The sequence below is a fragment of the Citrobacter sp. Awk 2 genome, assembly GCF_028069815.1.
Classification (GTDB): Bacteria; Pseudomonadota; Gammaproteobacteria; order Enterobacterales; family Enterobacteriaceae; genus Citrobacter.
The window spans coordinates 1-18,913 of sequence record NZ_JANEWL010000092.1; the positions used below are offsets into that span (position 1 = coordinate 1).

Below are 18,913 nucleotides of genomic sequence, written 5' to 3' on the forward strand. Positions count from 1 at the left end.
GCCTAATAAAATCAATATATTATAGTAGTCTTAATTTGCACAACACATCCCCCACTTTCTTTTTACTTAGTAGACAATAAATGGGGGAACTTGAAGGATTCAGACAACGAATGTATCGCTGGATTCCGAATTGTACCAAAACACACCACAACATCTGTCCCTGATGCTGTGGTCGCTGTAAAAATTATTGAGGTAATTTCTCATCCCTAAGCCGTCTGATCTCATCCTCTTCAAAAGCATCTCTTAACAGTTGTAGCTGATCGGCAAGGATGAGAAGCAACGCATAATTAGGGCCGATATCGTCAGGATGCTCGAGCATCACATGCACCAGGACTCGCGAGCGATCGACCAGTTCTCTGGCTGAGGGTTGTTCTACGGTGATTTTCATAGATACCTCCGGCGGAGGCTGGTGCAATGGGAAATTCAGGGACAGGACACATACGCAGCGCTCCGCTTCGTGATAAGCAGGTTAACGCCACCACCGGAGACGCCAGGCTCACTGGTGGTGACCCAGACAGGGTTGGCGTACCGGTTATCACGACCCGGCGCTTCTTTCGAAGCCCCTGCCTGAGCCACCATTGAAGGGGCGAGCGCAGGCCGCGCCAGTAGCACTGCAAACATCGCTACCGACACTCGTGATAATTCGGAACGCCAATTCCGGTTGCGGTTTTGCCGCAACGTGGGGACTATAGCGCAAGTCAGTACGCAAAAACTATGCTTATCGCCTCATCATCAAGGTGGTTTTATGCGCGCCGCATAAACTATTTTGTGCTTATGATTATTCAAAAAGTTGTAGTTTCTGGTCTCAGTAAGAGTAGCCCCAACAATTCTATGCTTAGTGGATAAAAAACCAGCGGACCAATAATTGCCGATAGCTTGCTGCGCAAGGGAACTTTATAGGGTGTGAGTACGACTAAGCTGTAGAATGCATTTAGAAACTGCGTGTGATGCAACTGACCCGCGGTTATACTATAAGCAGAAATCAACTATTAGAATTACTACAAAGGAGGGGATAAGATGACTACTACCGTACATCATAAGCCTCTTAGGGCTTTTTTAAATCGAGTAAGTGCTCTTGATGGGCGCTTAGCTGAAGGTTTATCTAAGCTACTTCCTGATTGGTGGGATGACTCATTGAACCAGTCGCCCAGCATTAGCCAGCAGGTTATTCTAGGTTTAGCCAAGTTTGCAAACTTAGATTTAAGCACTGTAATGAATCCGACAGAACAGCTAAGGTTTAATGAATCTATTCGTAGGTACAAACATGCTGCAAATAAATCTGTCGAAGAGCTTCAGGCAGCAACCGCTGTTGTTGATGGAATGGCTAAAATTGCAGCAACAGTTGCTAAAAACCAATACAGTGGGCTTCCCACCGCTAGTGAGGTCAGGCAAGAAATCCTAGCGCAGGGTAAGCCGTGGGTTGATTTTCAATCTCTTTTAGAATTTTCGTGGTCTAGAGGTATTCCTGTTTTATACATGCCGGAAATACCAGCGAGAAAGAAAATGGACGCTGTGGCAATCAAAGTATCTGAGCGTCCTGTTATTGCTCTTACTAAAAAACACAAGCATGCAAGTGCTATGTTGTTCAGCCTAGCTCATGAGTTAGGCCACATTGCCTGCGGACATCTCGAAGATAATTCATTGCTTATTGATGAAAAAATTAATGAAGATGATGTGGACAATCCTCAGGAACATGAGGCGAACGTGTATGCAATTGAGTTGCTCAATGGACGCCCCGATGCGGCTTTTCATAGCAATGGTTGGATAAGAGCAGATGTGTTAGCGTCTGAAGCACTTCGCATTGCTCGTCAAAATCAAGTTGACCCTGGGCATGTTGCATTAAATTATGCCAAAACGATGAGTCGTACTCATTCAGGTAATTATTTTGCTGTTTGTGGGAGCGCATTAAATATTCTCTACCCGCAATTAACATGGATGGATCAAGCTAGCAGAACTTTTCTTGAGTACGTTGACGAAGAAAAGACTTCGGAAGACAAGTTCGAAATGCTTTGCAGAATGAACAACATTGAGGTGTAGTGCCAGTGGCTGTATTACTTGATAATGATGTAGTACTTAAATTGGCCCAGCTTGACCTACTTGCAGATGGTTGCGAATTACTTACAAGAAACTATGGCCAACTTTATGTTTTGGATACTCTTGTTTATCAGTTAAGAGGAAAAGCAGCAAACCGTCGCTATGGCGCTGAAGCGGTACAAAAAGTTCAAGATTGTTTAGCTCAAGGTGTTTTTATAGCCTTTGATGAAGTTATCTCAGATCAGCGATTGATCGAGTTGCAAAACAATTTTGATAACCTTGATGAAGGGGAAATGAGGTTGGTTCAAGGGTTGTTAAACCACCATGACCTTTTGCTATCAGGAGATAAACGCTTTTTGAAAGCGATAGCTGAAACAGGTTTCATTGAAGAGGCCACCCTTAATAATCGTTTTGTATGCTTAGAGCAAGTTATCTGCTTCCTTATCAATGAATTGTCTCTTGAATATGTGAATGAAAAAGCAACTATTGCTTTCCAAGGCGAAAACCGAGTAGATAGTGCCTTAAGAACATGTATTGGTAATGGGCGAACTCTTGAGCATGTTGTTGAGGGATTCTTTCATCAACTTAGAGAACTTCCTGAAGCTATATTGTCACTTGAACAGCACTGGCGCTTAGCACAAACGTAACTGTGTCCTTGAATGTGCCCATAGCCATGTTTTCAAGGCAACGTATCGCTGATAAATTAACGAGTTAGCACGACTTTCCAGCTTCTGTATTGCGATGTGTTACCCGGTGGCACGATGCTTAACGGGCCTACAGGCCCCGTAGGCCGGATACGGCAACAGTGATTTCCCATAAGGAAATCACTGTTGTCCAAATGGCAACTCGCACAGACATTCCTCTCCCCGTATTCTTAGCGCCACTTTCCTCATGAGGTCGCTATGACACGCTTTCTAATCTGCAGTTTTGCCCTGGTTCTCCTTTATCCCGCCGGGATTGATATGTATCTGGTGGGATTGCCCCGTATTGCTGCCGATTTACAAGCCAGCGAGGCTCAGTTGCATATCGCGTTCTCGGTCTACCTGGCGGGGATGGCGACGGCAATGTTGTTCGCCGGTAAAATTGCTGACCAGTCGGGTCGTAAACCGGTCGCCATTGTCGGTGCGGTGATCTTTATTATCGCCTCGGCCTTATGTTCATTCGCCGAGAGCGGTACGCCGTTCCTGGTCGGCCGTTTTGTTCAGGGCATCGGGGCAGGTTGCTGCTACGTGGTGGCCTTCGCCATCCTGCGCGATACACTCGACGATCGCCGCCGTGCGAAGGTGCTGTCGCTGCTAAACGGTATCACTTGTATCGTGCCGGTACTGGCTCCGGTGATGGGGCATCTGATTATGCTCAAATACCCCTGGCAGAGCCTGTTCTACACGATGATGGGTATGGGTGTGGTCGTTTGCCTGCTATCAGTGTTTATCCTGCGAGAATCGCGCCCAACGACGCTCCCGGCATCTGTGCAAAAGAACCAAACCACCGAATCACTGGTAAACCGCTTTTTCCTTAGCCGCCTGGCAATTACCACCCTCAGCGTGTCGGTCATCCTGACCTTTGTGAATACCTCTCCGGTGCTGCTGATGGAAGTGATGGGTTTTGACCGCGGTGAGTACGCCACGACAATGGCGATGACCGCGGGTGTCAGTATGGCGGTCTCCTTCTCAACGCCATTCGCACTGAGCATTTTTAAACCCCGCATCCTGATGCTGACTTCACAGGTATTGTTCCTAGCTGCGGGCATCGTGTTAACTCTTGCCAGTACGCACGCTGTAACGTTGTTCGGGTTAACCTTAATCTGCGCCGGATTCTCAGTCGGTTTCGGCGTTGCCATGAGCCAGGCGCTGGGGCCATTCTCGCTGCGCGCAGGCGTCGCCAGCTCGGCATTAGGCATTGCCCAGGTTTGCGGTTCATCGTTATGGATTTGGTTGGCCGCCATCCTCGGTCTCGATGCGCTGAATATGCTGATCGGGATTCTGATTGGCTGTAGCATAGTGAGTATCATGCTGATTATCACTGTTGCACCAAACCGGTCCACGCCAACTCATGAAGAAATCCCTCAGCAGTCTCGATCTTAATTTGCTGCTCTGCCTGCAGTTGTTGATGCAGGAACGCAGTGTCACTAAAACCGCCAAACGGATGAACGTCACGCCGTCGGCGGTCAGCAAATCGCTGTCGAAGCTGAGGGCCTGGTTTGACGATCCGTTGTTTGTTAACACCCCGCTGGGGCTGACACCAACGCCGCTGATGCTCAACATGGAACAGAGCCTGGCGGAGTGGATGCAGATGGGCAATCAATTGCTCGATAAGCCACACCATGAAGCACCACGTGGGCTGAAGTTTGATTTGGTGGCTGAAACGCCGCTGGTGATGATCATGTTTAACGCGCTCTCCCAACAGATCTACCAGCGTTATCCACAGGCAACGATCAAAGTGCGCAACTGGGATTACGATTCGCTGGATGCTATTATCCGTGGCGAGGTCGATATCGGCTTTACCGGGCGTGAAAGTCACCCGCGCTCACGAGAATTGCTGAGTCTGCTACCGTTATCGATCGACCACGAGGTCCTGTTTTCCGATCTCCCCTGCGTCTGGTTACGTGAAGACCATCCTGCATTGCAGGAAGAGTGGAATCTGGAAACATTCCTGCGCTATCCCCATATCAGCATTAGCTGGGAGCAGAGCGACACCTGGGCACTGGACGATGTGCTTCAGGAGATGGGGCGTGCGCGTAACATCGCATTGTGTCTCCCGGGCTTTGAACAGTCGCTGTTTATGGCCGCGCAGCCCGATCACGCATTAATAGCCACCGCCCCGGTCTATTGTCAGCGTTACAACCAACTCCACCAGCTTCCGCTCGTGGCACGTCCAATGCCTTTTGATGCTGCGCAACTGGAAAAAATGCGCGTACCGTTCACCCTCCTTTGGCATAAACGCAACAGCCACAATCCTAAGATCGTATGGCTGAAAGAGACGATCAAGGCACTCTATCGCGAGATGTCATGAAGATCCTTTGCTATATTGTTGTTTTATTGACCTCCCTGGCTGTGGAAATGTAAATGTCGCGTAATGTATCCCGATTCCGTTTACTTTTTGGGCAGTAAAGCCTGCCTATAAGCTGCGTAAATGTTACTCTGATAATAATCACGGACCATTAATCACGGAGCGAAAAATGGCGACACATTTTGCCAGAGGGATTCTTACGGAGGGACACCTGGTTTCAGTTCGTCTCCCTACTCCATGTCATTTTGAAGCAAGAAATCTCCCCACTCACCGCCGAACACGCTTTCTGGCCTCCCGAAGCCTTCTCGCTGAACTGATGTTTATGCTTTACGGCACCAGCACATTGCCTGAGATTGTTACCGAGGCGAAAGGGAAACCCATTTTTCGCGATAAAAACCTGCCTGGTTTTTCGATTTCCTATGCCGGGAATATCGTCGGCGTCGCGATTACCACAGAGGGTTCATGCGGCCTGGATATGGAGCTTCAGCGAGCAACCCGCGGGTTTCATACCCCGAATGCTACAGAAACCTACCGCTTTTCCAGCAACGAAAATCTGTGGATCAATAACCAAAACGACCCCAATGAAGCACGTGCTCAACTCATTACGTTACGCCAGAGCGTTCTCAAGCTCACTGGCGACGTGTGCAATGACGATCCACGTGAACTCCAGCTATTACCGGGTGCGGGCCGTCTGAGATGTGCTCACGTTACGCAGATAGAAGCCATTTGCGATGCCGAAGATGTGCTGGTGTGGTCGGTCGCGGTCACGCCAACCATTGAAAAACTCAAGGTTTGGGAGTTTGATGGTAAACAGGACTGGAAAAGCTTGCCTGATATCCAGACCCGCGCGAATGAGCCAACGGGTCGCCTGATCCGGTTTTCACAATTATCCGCAGCAAAAAGCCATACGCTTAACTGATTTGACCTTCATGATGAAACAGGAGTAACCATGTCTGAAACATTGAATGTTGTTACGTTACTGGGGAGCCTGCGCAAGGGTTCGTTTAATGGAATGGTTGCCCGTACGCTGCCAAAAATTGCCCCCGCGGGGATGGAAGTGAATGCGTTACCGTCGATTGGGGATATTCCTCTGTACGATGCCGACCTTCAGCAGGAAGAGGGGTTTCCGGCAAGTGTAGAAGCGCTGGCGGAACAAATCAGGAAGGCTGATGGCGTCGTTATCGTCACGCCGGAATACAACTATTCTGTTCCTGGCGGGCTGAAAAACGCCATCGACTGGCTGTCTCGTCTGCCCGATCAACCATTATCAGGCAAACCGGTGCTGATCCAAACCAGCTCAATGGGCGCCATTGGCGGCGCTCGCTGTCAGTATCATCTGCGCCAAATTCTGGTATTCCTCGATGCGATGGTGATGAACAAGCCAGAGTTTATGGGCGGCGTTATTCAGAATAAAGTAGACCCGCAGACCGGCGAAGTGATCGACCAAAGCACGCTGGACCATCTGACTGGCCAACTGACCGCGTTCGGTGATTATATTCAGCGCGTAAAAGCGTAAAAGAAAAAGCCCAGCGATATGCTGGGCTTGTTTTGCTATGGTCGAATAGACAGCGATTAATGCGCGTCGATAAACACAATCTTCAACACAAACAGCAGCGCAACAACGATGACGCACGGGCTGAGATCGCGGAAACGGCCAGTACCAATTTTCATCACGCAGTAGGAAATAAAGCCCAGCGCGATGCCTTCAGTGATGGAGAAGCTAAACGGCATCATCACAGCGGTAATAAACGCCGGAACAGCTTCAGTCAGATCATCCCACTTCACGCGCGACAGGCTGGACGTCATCAATACGCCCACGTAAATCAGCGCACCCGCTGCGGCATAGCCCGGCACCATTCCCGCCAACGGTGACAGGAAGATAACCAGCAGGAACAGCAGACCGACAACCACGGCTGTCAGACCTGTACGTCCACCGACAGAAACCCCGGAAGAGGATTCAATATATGCGGTAACGGAAGAAGTACCGATAAACGCACCGGTAACAGACGACACGCTATCGACAAACAGAGCCTGCTTCATGCGCGGGAACTTGCCCTTGGCATCTGCCAAACCCGCTTTATCTGTGACGCCAATCAACGTACCGGAGGAGTCAAACAGGTTCACCAGCATGAACGAGAAAATAACGCCCGCCAGACCAATGTTAAATGACCCCGCCAGGTCAACATGACCAATAACAGACGTGACGCTCGGCGGTGCAGAAACGATACCGCTGTAATGAACATCACCCAACATCCACCCTAACAGCGTGGTCACAATAATGGAGATCAGCACTGCCGCGTGAATGTTGCGTGATGCCAGAATCGCGATGATAAAGAAGCCCAGAATCCCCAACAGCACGCTATGGGAAGTCAGGTTACCGATGGAAACCAGCGTGTCTTTGTTCGCAACAATAACACCGGCATTTTTCAGCCCCATCATGCCGATGAACAGGCCGATACCGCTGGTGATGCCCACGCGCAGACTGACCGGGATATTCGCAATCATCCAGTAGCGTACGCGGAAAATCGTCAGCAGCAGCAGACCAATTGCGCCCCAGAAGATCGCGCCCATACCAATCTGCCATGACAGCCCCATCGCACCGACCACCACGAAGGCAAAGAATGCGTTCAGACCCATGGCAGGTGCCAGCGCAACCGGCAGGTTGGCAAACAGCCCCATCAGGATGCTACCAAATGCAGCAATAAGACAGGTGGTAACAAAGACGGCGCTGGTGTCCATGCCAGCTACGCCAAGAATTTGCGGGTTAACAAAAACGATATACACCATCGTCAGGAAGGTGGTTAAACCGGCGATCACTTCGGTCCGTGCCGTCGTGCCATGCTCGCGCAGTTTGAACACGCGTTCCAGCATCCCCTGGCCAGAAGCCTGGGTTGTGTGTTGTTGACTCATTATCAATTTCCGAACAAGGAGGGAAAATTCGTCGCTATCCTATACCAAAATGCGACAATAGGGTTGGGTTATGAGCAACTTTTTTCATTGATTTTGCTTATACGGCAACGATTGCGTCCCCCCAATATGCATTACGAAAACGTTAAACTTGTTAAAATGGAAATGACATGTCCCAGATAGAAGCCGTATTTTTTGACTGTGACGGTACCCTTGTCGACAGTGAAGTAATTTGTTCTCGCGCGTATGTCAGCATGTTCCAGGCGTTCGGCATTACGCTCGATCTTGAAGAGACGTTTAAACGCTTCAAGGGGGTAAAGCTCTACGAAATCATCGACATTATTAACGAAGAACACGGTGTCGAACTGGCAAAAGCCGAGTTAGAACCGGTTTACCGTGCTGAGGTCGCACGTCTGTTCGATACCGAGCTGGAAGTCATTGCTGGTGCGAACACGCTGCTGGACAGCATGGCTGTGCCAATGTGCGTGGTGTCTAACGGTCCGGTCAGCAAAATGCAGCATTCATTGGGTAAGCTGGGCATGTTGCATCATTTTCCTGATTTACTGTTCAGCGGTTATGATATTCAGCGCTGGAAGCCTGACCCGGCACTGATGTTCCATGCGGCGAAAGCGATGAACGTCAACGTTGAGAACTGTATCCTGGTCGATGACTCCAGTGCGGGTGCCCAGGCGGGGATTGCTGCAGGAATGGAGGTTTTTTACTTCTGCGCCGATCCGCACAACAAACCGATCGATCATCCTAAAGTGACGACCTTTACCGATTTGGCACAGTTGCCGGAATTGTGGAAGGCGCGGGGTTGGGATATTACGCGGTAATTTTTTGTAGGCCCGGTAAGCATGCGCCACCGGGCGAATGGCGCAGAATGCCGGATGCGGCTTAACGCCTTATCCGGCCTACAATAGCGACGCCGAGGGATCCCGGCGAACGCAACAAGCCGCTATTCCTTCGGATCTTTACCCGCCAGCAGCTTATCCAGCTCATCCCCGCCCACGTGACGGAAATCTTGCCCCTTCACGAAGTAGAAAATGTATTCGCAGATATTCTGACAACGGTCACCGATACGCTCGATAGAACGCGCGCAAAACAGCGCGGTCAGCACGCTTGGAATGGTGCGCGGGTCTTCCATCATGTAGGTCATCAGCTGGCGCACAATGCCTTCATATTCCTGGTCGACTTTCTTATCTTCACGGTAGATACGTACCGCCTCATCCAGATCCATACGCGCAAAGGCATCCAACACGTCGTGCAACATCTGCACGGTGTGACGGCCCAGCGACTCCAGACTGACCAACAGCGGTTGATGCTGCTGGGAGAATTTCTCCAGCGCAGTACGGCAGATTTTATCCGCGACGTCACCAATACGCTCCAGCTCAGCGATGGTTTTGATGATCGCCATCACCAGGCGCAGGTCGCTCGCTGTCGGCTGACGTTTGGCGATGATACGCACGCAGGCTTCATCAATCGCCACTTCCATCATGTTGACGTTTTTATCGCCCTCAATGACGCGCTTCGCCAGATCGCTGTCCTGATTGTGCATGGCGGTAATCGCATCAGAAAGCTGCTGCTCAACCATGCCGCCCATGGTCATCACCTGGGTACGAATGCTCTCCAGTTCAGCGTTGAACTGACCGGAAATATGTTTATTAAGGTTAAGGTTATCCATCATTTCTCCAGATGCCCGGGCATATCAACCGTAGCGGCCAGTAATGTAGTCTTCTGTTTGTTTCTTCGCGGGTTTGGTGAACAGATCGTCCGTGTTGCTGAACTCAATCAACTCGCCCAGGTACATAAACGCCGTATGGTCAGAACAACGCGCAGCCTGCTGCATGTTGTGGGTGACGATAACGACGGTGTAATCCTCTTTCAGCTCAGTGATCAGCTCTTCAATACGCCCGGTGGAGATCGGGTCAAGCGCTGAACACGGTTCATCAAGCAGAAGCACTTCCGGGCGAATGGCGATACCACGCGCAATGCACAAACGCTGCTGCTGACCACCGGAGAGAGAGTATCCGCTCTGGTGTAATTTATCTTTGGTTTCATTCCACAGTGCGGCTTTGGTCAACGCCCACTGCACGCGTTCGTCCATATCGGCACGGGAAAGCTTCTCAAACAGACGCACGCCAAACGCAATATTGTCGTAGATAGACATCGGAAACGGCGTTGGCTTCTGGAAAACCATGCCGACTTTGGCACGCAGCAGCGCGATATCCTGGGTATTGGTGAGAATATTGTCACCATCCAACAGGATTTCACCTTCCGCACGCTGCTCCGGGTACAGTTCAAACATTTTGTTGAAGGTACGCAGCAGCGTTGATTTACCACAGCCTGACGGCCCGATAAACGCCGTTACCTGGTTCTTCGCAATATCCAGGTTGATGTTCTTCAGGGCATGGAATTTGCCATAGTAGAAGTTCAAATCACGAACCTGAATCTTACCTGGGGCAGTATCAACCATACTCATTTCAATCTCTTCCTCATCCGGCGCCGCATCAGCCACGCCGTAAAAATTAACCGTGTTTCTTCTTCGCGAAAATCACGCGCGCCAGAATGTTCAGCAGCAGTACGCACAGGGTAATAATCAGTACCCCAGCCCAGGCCAGTTGCTGCCATTCAGCAAATGGGCTCATCGCAAACTTAAAGATAGTGACCGGCAGGTTGGCGATTGGCTGCATCATGTCAGTGCTCCAGAATTGGTTGGAGAGCGACGTAAACAGCAGCGGAGCCGTTTCACCAGCAATACGGGCAATTGCCAGCAGAATACCGGTAATAATGCCCGACACAGACGCCTTCAGGGTGATCGCGGAAATCATCTTCCACTTTGGTGTACCCAACGCATAGGCGGCTTCTCGCAGACTATCCGGCACCAGTTTGAGCATGTTCTCAGTGGTTCGAATAACGATAGGTACCTGCAGCAGCGCCAGCGCAATCACGCCCGCCCAGCCGGAGAAGTGTTCCATTTTTGCCACCACGATGGTGTAAACGAACAGACCGACCACAATCGATGGTGCAGACAACAGGATATCGTTGATAAAGCGGATGACTTCAGCCAGCCAGGACTTACGTCCGTATTCCGCCAGGTAGATGCCCGCCATAATACCGAGCGGTGTACCAAACACGGTCGCCCACAGAATTAACAGTCCGCTACCGGCAAGCGCGTTCGCCAGACCACCACCCGCGGTGTTCGGCGGCGGGGTCATTTCGGTGAACAGTGCCAGCGACATACCGTCAATGCCACGGGTAATCGTGGACATCAGGATCCAGATAAGCCAGAACAGACCAAATGCCATCGTCGCCATCGAGAGCGTCAGCGCGATGCGGTTCTTCAGACGTCGACGCGCCTGCATTTTACGGCGTGATTCTGCCAGTGCGGCGGTGTTTTGCATTTCCAGCGTAGCCATTAGCGTGCCCCCTCGTTTTTCGCAAGGCGCATGATCATGAACTTAGACGCTGCCAGTACGATGAAGGTGATCACAAACAGGATCAGACCCAGTTCCATCAGTGCCGCAACATGCAGACCCGATTCCGCTTCAGCAAATTCGTTTGCCAGCGCAGAGGTGATACTGTTGCCCGGCATATACAGCGATGCGCTGTCGAGTTGGTAGGTGTTACCGATGATAAAGGTCACCGCCATGGTTTCACCCAGCGCGCGACCCAGACCCAGCATTACGCCGCCAATCACACCGTTTTTGGTGAACGGCAGAACGATACGCCAGATAACCTCCCAGGTAGTACAGCCAATACCGTAGGCTGACTCTTTCATCAGTACCGGCGTTTGCTCGAATACATCACGCATAACCGCCGCAATGTACGGGATGATCATGATGGCGAGGATCACGCCAGCAGCCAGAATACCGATACCAAATGCCGGGCCAGCGAACAGTGCGCCAACAAACGGAATGTTGGAAAGAATATTACCGACCGGCTCCTGGAAATACGTCGCAAACAGCGGGGCAAAGATAAACAGACCCCACATGCCGTAAACGATACTCGGGATCGCCGCCAGCAGTTCAATAGCGATACCCAGCGGGCGTCTCAGCCAGCCAGGTGCAAGTTCCGTCAGGAACAAGGCAATGCCGAAACTCACCGGAACGGCGATCAGCAGTGCGATAAGTGAGGTGACCAACGTACCGTAAATCGGTACCAGTGCACCGTAGATATCATTTGGCGCATCCCAGTCTTTGGTCCAAAGGAATGAGAAACCAAATTTCTGGATGCTTGGCCAGGAGGAGATGATCAGAGAGACAATAATGCCACCCAACATCAATAGCACAATCAGCGCAGCCAGTTTTACCAGCGCGCTGAATATCATGTCACCCTTTTTACCCGGTGGGTTAAAAGCAGGCTTGGTTGCAGCCATAAATCACTCTTCTGTTTGAGACGTCTTACGAATATGCCCGGTGGCGCTGGCGCTTACCGGGCCTACAGGATGAACCGTAGGGCGGGAAAGCGCCAGCGCCACCCGCCATCTTCGTCAAAAATATCCTGTTAGTACAGCGCTTTACCGCTGCTGTCTTTCACGTTGGTCTTCCATGCAGCACGAATCTGCTCAACCACGCTATCCGGCAAGCTGGCGTAATCCAGGTCGTTAGCCTGTTTGCCGCCATTTTTATATGCCCAGTCAAAGAATTTCAGCACTTCAACGCCTTGCTCTGGTTTCTTCTGCTCTTTATGAACCAGGATGAAGGTGGTGGAAGTGATTGGCCACGCATTGTCACCTTTCTGGTTCGTCAGATCCTGAGCGAAGGTTTTGCTCCAGTCAGCACCTTTAGCCGCATTGGCAAAGTTTTCTTCTGTCGGGCTTACCGGTTTGCCATCAGCAGAAACCAGTTTGGTGTATGCCAGGTTGTTCTGCTTAGCATAAGCATACTCAACGTAGCCGATAGAGCCTGGCAGACGCTGTACGAACGCAGCGATACCGTCGTTACCTTTACCGCCCAGACCGGTCGGCCAGTTCACGGTAGAGCCTGCGCCAATTTTAGATTTCCACTCTTCGTTCACTTTCGCCAGGTAGCTGGTGAAGACGAAGGAGGTACCGGAACCATCTGCACGACGCACAACGGCAATGTTCTGAGAAGGCAGCTTCAGACCCGGGTTCAGTTTGGTGATGGCTTCATCATCCCACTTCTTAATTTTGCCGAGGTAGATATCGCCCAAGGTTTTACCGTCAAGCACCAGCTCACCGGACTTCAGGCCAGGGATATTCACCGCCAGCACCACACCGCCGATCACTGTCGGGAACTGGAACAGGCCTTCCTGAGCCAACTTCTCGTCAGATAACGGCGCATCTGATGCACCGAAATCAACGGTATTTGCGGTAATTTGTTTTACACCACCGGAGGAGCCGATACCCTGGTAGTTTACTTTGCTACCGGTCTCTTTCTGATAAGTATCAGCCCATTTGGCATACACTGGCGCAGGAAAAGTTGCACCAGCACCTGTCAGGCTCGCTGCAGCAAAGGCAGAGAACGCGCTCATAGATAAGGTCGCGGCGACAACAGTTGCGACAGTGGTACGCATAACTTTCATAATGTCTCCTGCAAGATTTTCGTAAATCATTGTTTAGTGGCTACGATGAGCAAAATAGGACAAACAGGTGACAGTTAAATGTACGAAATATGACAGTTTTATGACAACGAAATAGATGATTGTAACCACATGAAAAATATAGCCATTAATTCACAAGGCGTTCATTTTTTATCATGTTTTTTTTGAGGAAGGTCAGGTTCCGAAGGGGAAATATGACAACGGCTGTCATAAACAGCCGCTGATGGGTTAGTTAGTGAATTCAATAGTCAGTGTTGCCGTTGCGGTAAATATGCCCGGTTTTGGTCGGGAGCCCGTCAGGCTGGCAGGCGCCGCCGAAAAGGTCACTGAACCATTTTTATGTCCTAACAGTGTGGTTCGGTCCATATCTGTTGGCAGCGATCCACCGTTAACATCAATAGCCACATTGTTTTTGTTGTAGATCTTAATCCCCACGTCTTCATTGCTGGTTGCCATTATTGAACTATCGCTGCCCAGCTCAGTGGCATTGAATGAAACATCTACACCCTGCGTTCTGTCGTCGCCCATGCCGGTGCACTCGACATCCACCATTTTAGTGATTTTGCGCGTGGTAATAGCCTGCCCGGCCACCTGAGAAAAATCAGACGCCGGGATGGCATCAAAATCCACGGTAATATCTTGTCCACCGTTGATCGTACAGGACTGCGGAGCCACCAAACTTCCTTTAATTCTGACCTTCGCGATAATATCGCCCCGCGACGAGGTACTGGAAAGCCCGGCATATAACACAGCAATATCTGTTGAAGGAATGACCACTACACCAGTAATAGAGTGCTTCAGATGGAAGGAAAGTCGGGCGTCGGTGCCTGTATCGAGAGTGACGCTTTTCGCATTTGTACTCATCCCTTCACAGGTGTGCGAAGTTGTCGCCGCAACCTGATTAGAGACATTCTCAAAAGGCACGCCGGTATAACCCGCATTTATGATATAAATTTTTGTACCCACATCCAGATAATCATTAAGGGAGTAAAAAGATAACCCATTAGTCGTTTGGCTATAGACCATGCCAGGTGCAGGATCGGCGGTATAGTAAACTTCGTGATACGTCCCATCACGATGCGCCACATCGCAGGTACACTGGATATTATAACTTTCACTGGAAGTCGCATCGGCCACATTCATCAACGTCGTTCCCGCTACATTTTTATCCGCGGAGACTTGTGTCAGTGGGAAAGTCAGACTAAGTATATGCGTACCGGATGTTGTTTCACACGTTCCCGCAACAGCCGCATAGCCAGTCGACGTTCCCATCAAAAATAACGCCACACAGTAGGCGTAATACCCTATTTTCATCATGATATCCTTCTCACTGGCAGGTTACTGGAACCTGAATTAGTCCATTCATTCCCTGTTGATCAACCTGGTATGCCGCATGACAGCGTTTTGCGCCCCCTTCTCCCCAGACCAACTGGAAGTCCCCTTTTTCCGGCATCCCGGCAAGGTATAACTCACCATTATCACCAACAATTCCAGTGACTACACCGGAGTCCAGTTGAGCCGTAGCAATGGCACCAAAAGGAACCGCTTTTCCGCCAGCCAGGCGCGCATCAAATAAAATTCGATAACCAACATGCGTCGTAAATGCAGCCTTCACAACGGCACCACGCGTTGGCACGACGTTAACTACGGTGTTATCCAACTCAACGTTAGCCTGTGAAAAATAATCACTGTCGATAGCGACACGGTTTTCATCATATGGCGTTAATTGCGTCTTCACGGTGTAGCCTTGCCAGTCCGTCGCCACACCTGTCGTATTCTCAACCTTCAGACCCTCCGCACCGGGAGCCTGTACCAGTGCTACCGTTTCACCCAGTTCTTGCGACAATGTAATGCCATCACCGTGGAGCATCACGCCACCTTTAACACCGTAGCTAAAGCGTTCAGTCTCCTGACTCCAGGCATAAGCACCATTAACCGAGCCATAAGTACCGTCATAGGCCAGACTCATATTGCCGTTGTAGCTGGAACCACTGTTGTCATAAGACTGTTGCAGATTCCAGGAGAGGTTGCGCCCTTCAAGTAACGAGCCGCCAAGACCGACACTGTGGGTGCTGTTACCATGATTATCCTGATTCAGGGAGTAATCCACATAGCTGCCGTCCATCCATCCTGACAACGGAACAGAGACGGTGAACATATAAATCTGTTCTTTGCTGGCGTTGCTGTTGTTGGTGTTTGTTGAAGTGGAATAATGGTCAAGTGAATCGGAATAATTCCATGAGATGCTCCATGAGACACGATGCCAGGTATTGCTGTATCCCATTTGCACAAGACGTTCGACCTCATCCGTTTGCCAGTACTGCTGCCGGCTAAGGGTGATATATACATTGCCGCCTTGCTGACCAAAATTTTGCGTCCACGTCCCTTCTACACGGCTGCGGCGGTTACCATAAACCCAAAAATCGCTGGCATCGTTTTGTCGCGATGCCCATTCGTTAAGCGTGTAGTATCCCTTTGTGGAATAGCGATATCCCACCAGCCGAAAGTTAGTATCTGTTTCATCAAAACGCTTGGAATAGAGAAAGCGATACGATTGCCCAGTTTCGTCATCACCAGCCGCAAAATATGCGTGCGCATGGGTAACATCAAACGAGAGTGCCCCCAACGCCCCTAAATCCTTGCCTACGCCAAGCGCCAGCGCACGATAATCATTCGCCAGTTGTGCACCACCATAAATAGTCATTCCCCACGGCAGACCGTGCAGAATCTGCCCCTGAGCGACATTCGGTGTAAAATGGTCCTCCGCACGCAGTTCACCAACGCTGAAATCCACATCTGTTTGCCCTTCACGCTTTAAGATCGCCAGAGAGGCATACGGCTGTGTAAAGTGCTGCTCACTGCCATCTTCTTCTTTAACCGTAACATCCAGATCGCCGCCCGTATTCGCCGTACTCAGATCGGTAATCTCAAAAGCACCCTGTGGCACAGCGGACTGATAAATGACATATCCGCTTTGTCGGATAATGACGGTCGCATTGCTTTTTGCGATACCTCGAACCGTAGGAGCAAAGCCGTTCATACTATCTGGCAGCATATCCGCATCGGTATATAGACGAATGCCGCGAATCTGGGCGCTGTCGAAAATATCACTGGCCGTCCAGGCATCACCCAGCATTATCTGGCTACGCAGTGCCGCTATATCGCGCTGGATATATGACGAAACCGAATGATAGCTGGCCTGGCCATCCGTCGTGTTGAGCGTGCTGTAGTTGCGCAAACGCCAGGCACCCAGATTGAGACCGTTTTGCAGGTTCAGGTAGTAATAGTCATCATCCTGATAATCAGATCGTAGTGTTTTACTCCCGGAGAAATCATAGTTCACCATTAGCGCGTTAATCCCCTCATCCCAACGAGAAGGGGGAATGTAATCTCGCGCGGCAAGATCGAGATAAAGCTGTGGAATATTGATACGCAGCGCTAACTTCTCGCCATCCAGCACCCATTGCGAACCGGGGATTAACGGTTCAGGATCCCGACACTGTTTCTCATCGATTTGAGTGAGTGATTTCAGCGCATCTACTTTTACCCCAAAAGCTCTCAGCGCCTCCTTTACATCAACAAAACAGGGATGAAGTGTCGCGCCTGCCGCATCCTGAACAAAAGATATCGTACGGCTTTCAAATAACCGGTCGTTGATAAATACATCCACCTTATACTCGCCGGGCGGTAACGCATTCTGGCGATCGAACTGGCGAATATCCACATTCATGGGGTGATCGATTTCAAGCAAGGCGGGGTTAAAAACGGTATCTTGCGCCATAACGATCTGAGAAAACCCCAAAGCGGCACAGCCAAAAAAGATATCGACATAACGAAGATGACACATTGGCGTTATCCTTCGTTATAGCTGTTGCTTTAACGGCGCACTTATCGCCCCGTAATCATTGATAAATCTCCAGGTCAACGTGCTCCCCGCTGTTCCTGAAGGCATCACCAGCGTTAATGTTGTAAAGGGTGGGATCATATTGAGAGGCACATCTTTTCCATTCACAAGCACGTCCATGATATTGACGTGAATCGCTGTTGGGTTTTTGACGATTAGCTTATTACCCTGGCGGCTGAATATAATCTCTTTAGCCGCTCGTTCCGGGATTAAGTGGACTGACGCAGGGCGCCAGAACAGTTTAATTCGAGCTTTAATAGCAATTTCCAGCGTGCTACCCCCCTGGCTTTTATCACCAGCAGTGGGTGGAATACTCTTCACGTTTAACCAAAAAACGGATTCGCGATCGCCCGGTAACTCTCCCGGTGATTTGATAATGCGTAAAACTTTTTCCTGTCCAGGTTCCAGTCGGGAAACGGGAGGAATAGCGATAAAAGGTGGTTTTGTTTTGTCTTTTTTATCAAAAGGATCAACCCAGACCTGAAGCAGGTAAGGCGTTTTAGTTTCTTTATTAAATACGGAGAGGGTAACATCTGACTTATCGCCAGGATAAATCAACCGTGTTCCACCAACTACAATACCGGCATTTACCTGCGAGAGAAAGGTAACAGTCAACAACGCCAAAAGGATACGCCAAAACATCTTTTCATCCTTAAAAAAGAGCCCGAAATATTAATGATTCCATTACTAATCAATTAACAGATAACGTAATAACACCATCACCATATAACAGGCTCTACTGCCTGATGATAAATACGTTCAGGATTATTTATTTTTGATATTCAACGGTAAACTGAGAGTCGGCATTCGCGGTTCCTGCCGTCACAGCATCAGCAACCTGAATATAACGAGCAATAAACTTTAACTCCACCTCACCTGACTGAATATTTGACCAGGATGAATCATTAAACAGTTTAACCTGAGAGTTATCGTCACGGTTATAAATACGAATCCCGACGCCAGTAGCAACCAGTGGATCAGCGGCATCCCCAGTATAGTCGCCAGGCGTGACATCCGTTAACGGGTTGCCAATAGCCAGATTGCCATCACCAACCTCTGTACCATCAAAGCGAACAGCTGCTTTCGTGTAAGTCTCAGGACATTTTTCCAGCTTGATGCTAAATGATGCTGGTGCAGCGGTACTATCCACACCAGAAAATGAGGTTTTATTAACTTTACCTAGCTCAACAACCTGATCTTTTGTATCGGTAGTCACCTCACAGGTACTGTCAACGATCTCACCGAGAAAATGTACAGTCCCATCCGCAGCCATTACCTGACCCGTAAATATTAATGAGGAGAGCAGTAAAGCACGAACGGTCAATTTTCCTTCCATTATAAACTCCATTATATAAACTTTAATATTCTATCAATTTAACAAATAGGATTAATATTACTCCAGTTAAAACAGGGAGATCATACTGCGGGGAAAATAGAGTTCACAAGTACAAATAAGCTTATTTAATTTATATTAAATAAAGTACCGGAAGGAAT

The 18,913-nt window shown here is 49.7% G+C and carries 18 protein-coding genes and 1 pseudogene; 7 read left to right on the forward strand and 12 right to left on the reverse strand.

What is annotated here, in order from left to right:
- Nucleotides 1-184: 184 nt before the first annotated feature.
- Together NNO02_RS18760 and NNO02_RS23770 are read right to left on the reverse strand one after the other, a co-directional pair.
- Nucleotides 185-388 carry a hypothetical protein gene (locus tag NNO02_RS18760; RefSeq protein ID WP_015959185.1) on the reverse strand — a complete coding sequence of 68 codons (204 nt, stop codon included), beginning with the start codon at nucleotides 386-388 and terminating at the stop codon, nucleotides 185-187.
- A gap of 83 nt (nucleotides 389-471) precedes the next feature.
- Nucleotides 472-591 (reverse strand): annotated as a pseudogene (locus NNO02_RS23770) (ash family protein); the annotation flags it as partial.
- Between the two features lie 426 nt (nucleotides 592-1,017).
- Between NNO02_RS23770 and NNO02_RS18770 the strand changes: the two are divergent.
- The 6 genes from NNO02_RS18770 (at nucleotide 1,018) to NNO02_RS18795 (ending at nucleotide 6,559) form a co-directional block, all read left to right on the forward strand.
- Complete coding sequence (locus NNO02_RS18770) at nucleotides 1,018-2,037, forward strand: ImmA/IrrE family metallo-endopeptidase (protein WP_271455478.1); 1,020 nt, start codon at nucleotides 1,018-1,020, stop codon at nucleotides 2,035-2,037.
- A 5-nt stretch (nucleotides 2,038-2,042) separates the two neighbouring features.
- Nucleotides 2,043-2,681: a hypothetical protein gene (locus NNO02_RS18775; protein ID WP_194212613.1), complete on the forward strand. Its 639-nt coding sequence runs from the start codon at nucleotides 2,043-2,045 to the stop codon at nucleotides 2,679-2,681.
- Nucleotides 2,682-2,936: 255 nt separating this feature from the next.
- Nucleotides 2,937-4,118, forward strand: a complete 1,182-nt coding sequence (locus NNO02_RS18780) for an MFS transporter (RefSeq protein WP_271441440.1) — start codon at nucleotides 2,937-2,939, stop codon at nucleotides 4,116-4,118.
- Entirely contained in the window at nucleotides 4,087-5,046 is a 960-nt protein-coding gene (gene yidZ / locus NNO02_RS18785; protein WP_101742130.1) for an HTH-type transcriptional regulator YidZ, read from the forward strand. Before NNO02_RS18780 ends, yidZ begins: the two co-directional genes overlap by 32 nt.
- Before the next feature lie 166 nt (nucleotides 5,047-5,212).
- A complete protein-coding gene (locus NNO02_RS18790; RefSeq protein WP_271449743.1) occupies nucleotides 5,213-5,962 on the forward strand; it encodes a 4'-phosphopantetheinyl transferase family protein in 750 nt (249 codons plus the stop codon).
- A gap of 30 nt (nucleotides 5,963-5,992) precedes the next feature.
- The gene (locus NNO02_RS18795) at nucleotides 5,993-6,559 is read left to right on the forward strand and encodes an NADPH-dependent FMN reductase (RefSeq protein WP_003827046.1); all 567 of its coding nucleotides are present in this window, start codon (nucleotides 5,993-5,995) and stop codon (nucleotides 6,557-6,559) included.
- Nucleotides 6,560-6,615: 56 nt separating this feature from the next.
- On the opposite strand, the gene NNO02_RS18800 is transcribed toward NNO02_RS18795, so the two are convergent.
- Nucleotides 6,616-7,953, reverse strand: coding sequence for an NCS2 family permease (locus NNO02_RS18800; RefSeq protein WP_202037341.1), 1,338 nt, complete (start codon nucleotides 7,951-7,953; stop codon nucleotides 6,616-6,618).
- A 167-nt stretch (nucleotides 7,954-8,120) separates the two neighbouring features.
- Here NNO02_RS18800 and yieH point away from each other — a divergent pair, with 167 nt between their 5' ends.
- Complete coding sequence (yieH, locus tag NNO02_RS18805; RefSeq protein WP_271441444.1) at nucleotides 8,121-8,786, forward strand: 6-phosphogluconate phosphatase; 666 nt, start codon at nucleotides 8,121-8,123, stop codon at nucleotides 8,784-8,786.
- A gap of 122 nt (nucleotides 8,787-8,908) precedes the next feature.
- Here the strand turns inward: yieH and phoU are convergent, their stop codons facing one another.
- The 9 genes from phoU to NNO02_RS18850 all read right to left on the reverse strand — a co-directional run bounded on the left by phoU (nucleotide 8,909) and on the right by NNO02_RS18850 (nucleotide 18,755).
- A complete protein-coding gene (gene phoU, locus NNO02_RS18810) occupies nucleotides 8,909-9,634 on the reverse strand; it encodes a phosphate signaling complex protein PhoU (protein WP_006687755.1) in 726 nt (241 codons plus the stop codon).
- Nucleotides 9,635-9,658: 24 nt separating this feature from the next.
- Nucleotides 9,659-10,432, reverse strand: a complete 774-nt coding sequence (gene pstB, locus NNO02_RS18815; RefSeq protein ID WP_003023821.1) for a phosphate ABC transporter ATP-binding protein PstB — start codon at nucleotides 10,430-10,432, stop codon at nucleotides 9,659-9,661.
- A gap of 46 nt (nucleotides 10,433-10,478) precedes the next feature.
- Nucleotides 10,479-11,369 (reverse strand): phosphate ABC transporter permease PstA, encoded by an 891-nt coding sequence (pstA, locus tag NNO02_RS18820; protein WP_271441445.1) that lies wholly within the window; start codon nucleotides 11,367-11,369, stop codon nucleotides 10,479-10,481.
- On the reverse strand, nucleotides 11,369-12,328 hold the full coding sequence (pstC, locus tag NNO02_RS18825) for a phosphate ABC transporter permease PstC (protein ID WP_048213782.1): 960 nt from the start codon (nucleotides 12,326-12,328) through the stop codon (nucleotides 11,369-11,371). Before pstC ends, pstA begins: the two co-directional genes overlap by 1 nt.
- A 128-nt stretch (nucleotides 12,329-12,456) precedes the next feature.
- Entirely contained in the window at nucleotides 12,457-13,497 is a 1,041-nt protein-coding gene (gene pstS / locus NNO02_RS18830; protein ID WP_005121464.1) for a phosphate ABC transporter substrate-binding protein PstS, read from the reverse strand.
- Nucleotides 13,498-13,743: 246 nt separating this feature from the next.
- Nucleotides 13,744-14,832, reverse strand: coding sequence for a fimbrial protein (locus tag NNO02_RS18835; RefSeq protein ID WP_271455479.1), 1,089 nt, complete (start codon nucleotides 14,830-14,832; stop codon nucleotides 13,744-13,746).
- Between the two features lie 10 nt (nucleotides 14,833-14,842).
- Nucleotides 14,843-17,362: a fimbria/pilus outer membrane usher protein gene (locus NNO02_RS18840; RefSeq protein ID WP_271455480.1), complete on the reverse strand. Its 2,520-nt coding sequence runs from the start codon at nucleotides 17,360-17,362 to the stop codon at nucleotides 14,843-14,845.
- Nucleotides 17,363-17,377: 15 nt separating this feature from the next.
- Nucleotides 17,378-18,061, reverse strand: a complete 684-nt coding sequence (locus NNO02_RS18845) for a fimbrial chaperone (protein WP_271455481.1) — start codon at nucleotides 18,059-18,061, stop codon at nucleotides 17,378-17,380.
- A 127-nt stretch (nucleotides 18,062-18,188) separates the two neighbouring features.
- Nucleotides 18,189-18,755, reverse strand: coding sequence for a chaperone-usher fimbrial major subunit (locus NNO02_RS18850; protein ID WP_271455482.1), 567 nt, complete (start codon nucleotides 18,753-18,755; stop codon nucleotides 18,189-18,191).
- Nucleotides 18,756-18,913: the final 158 nt, after the last annotated feature.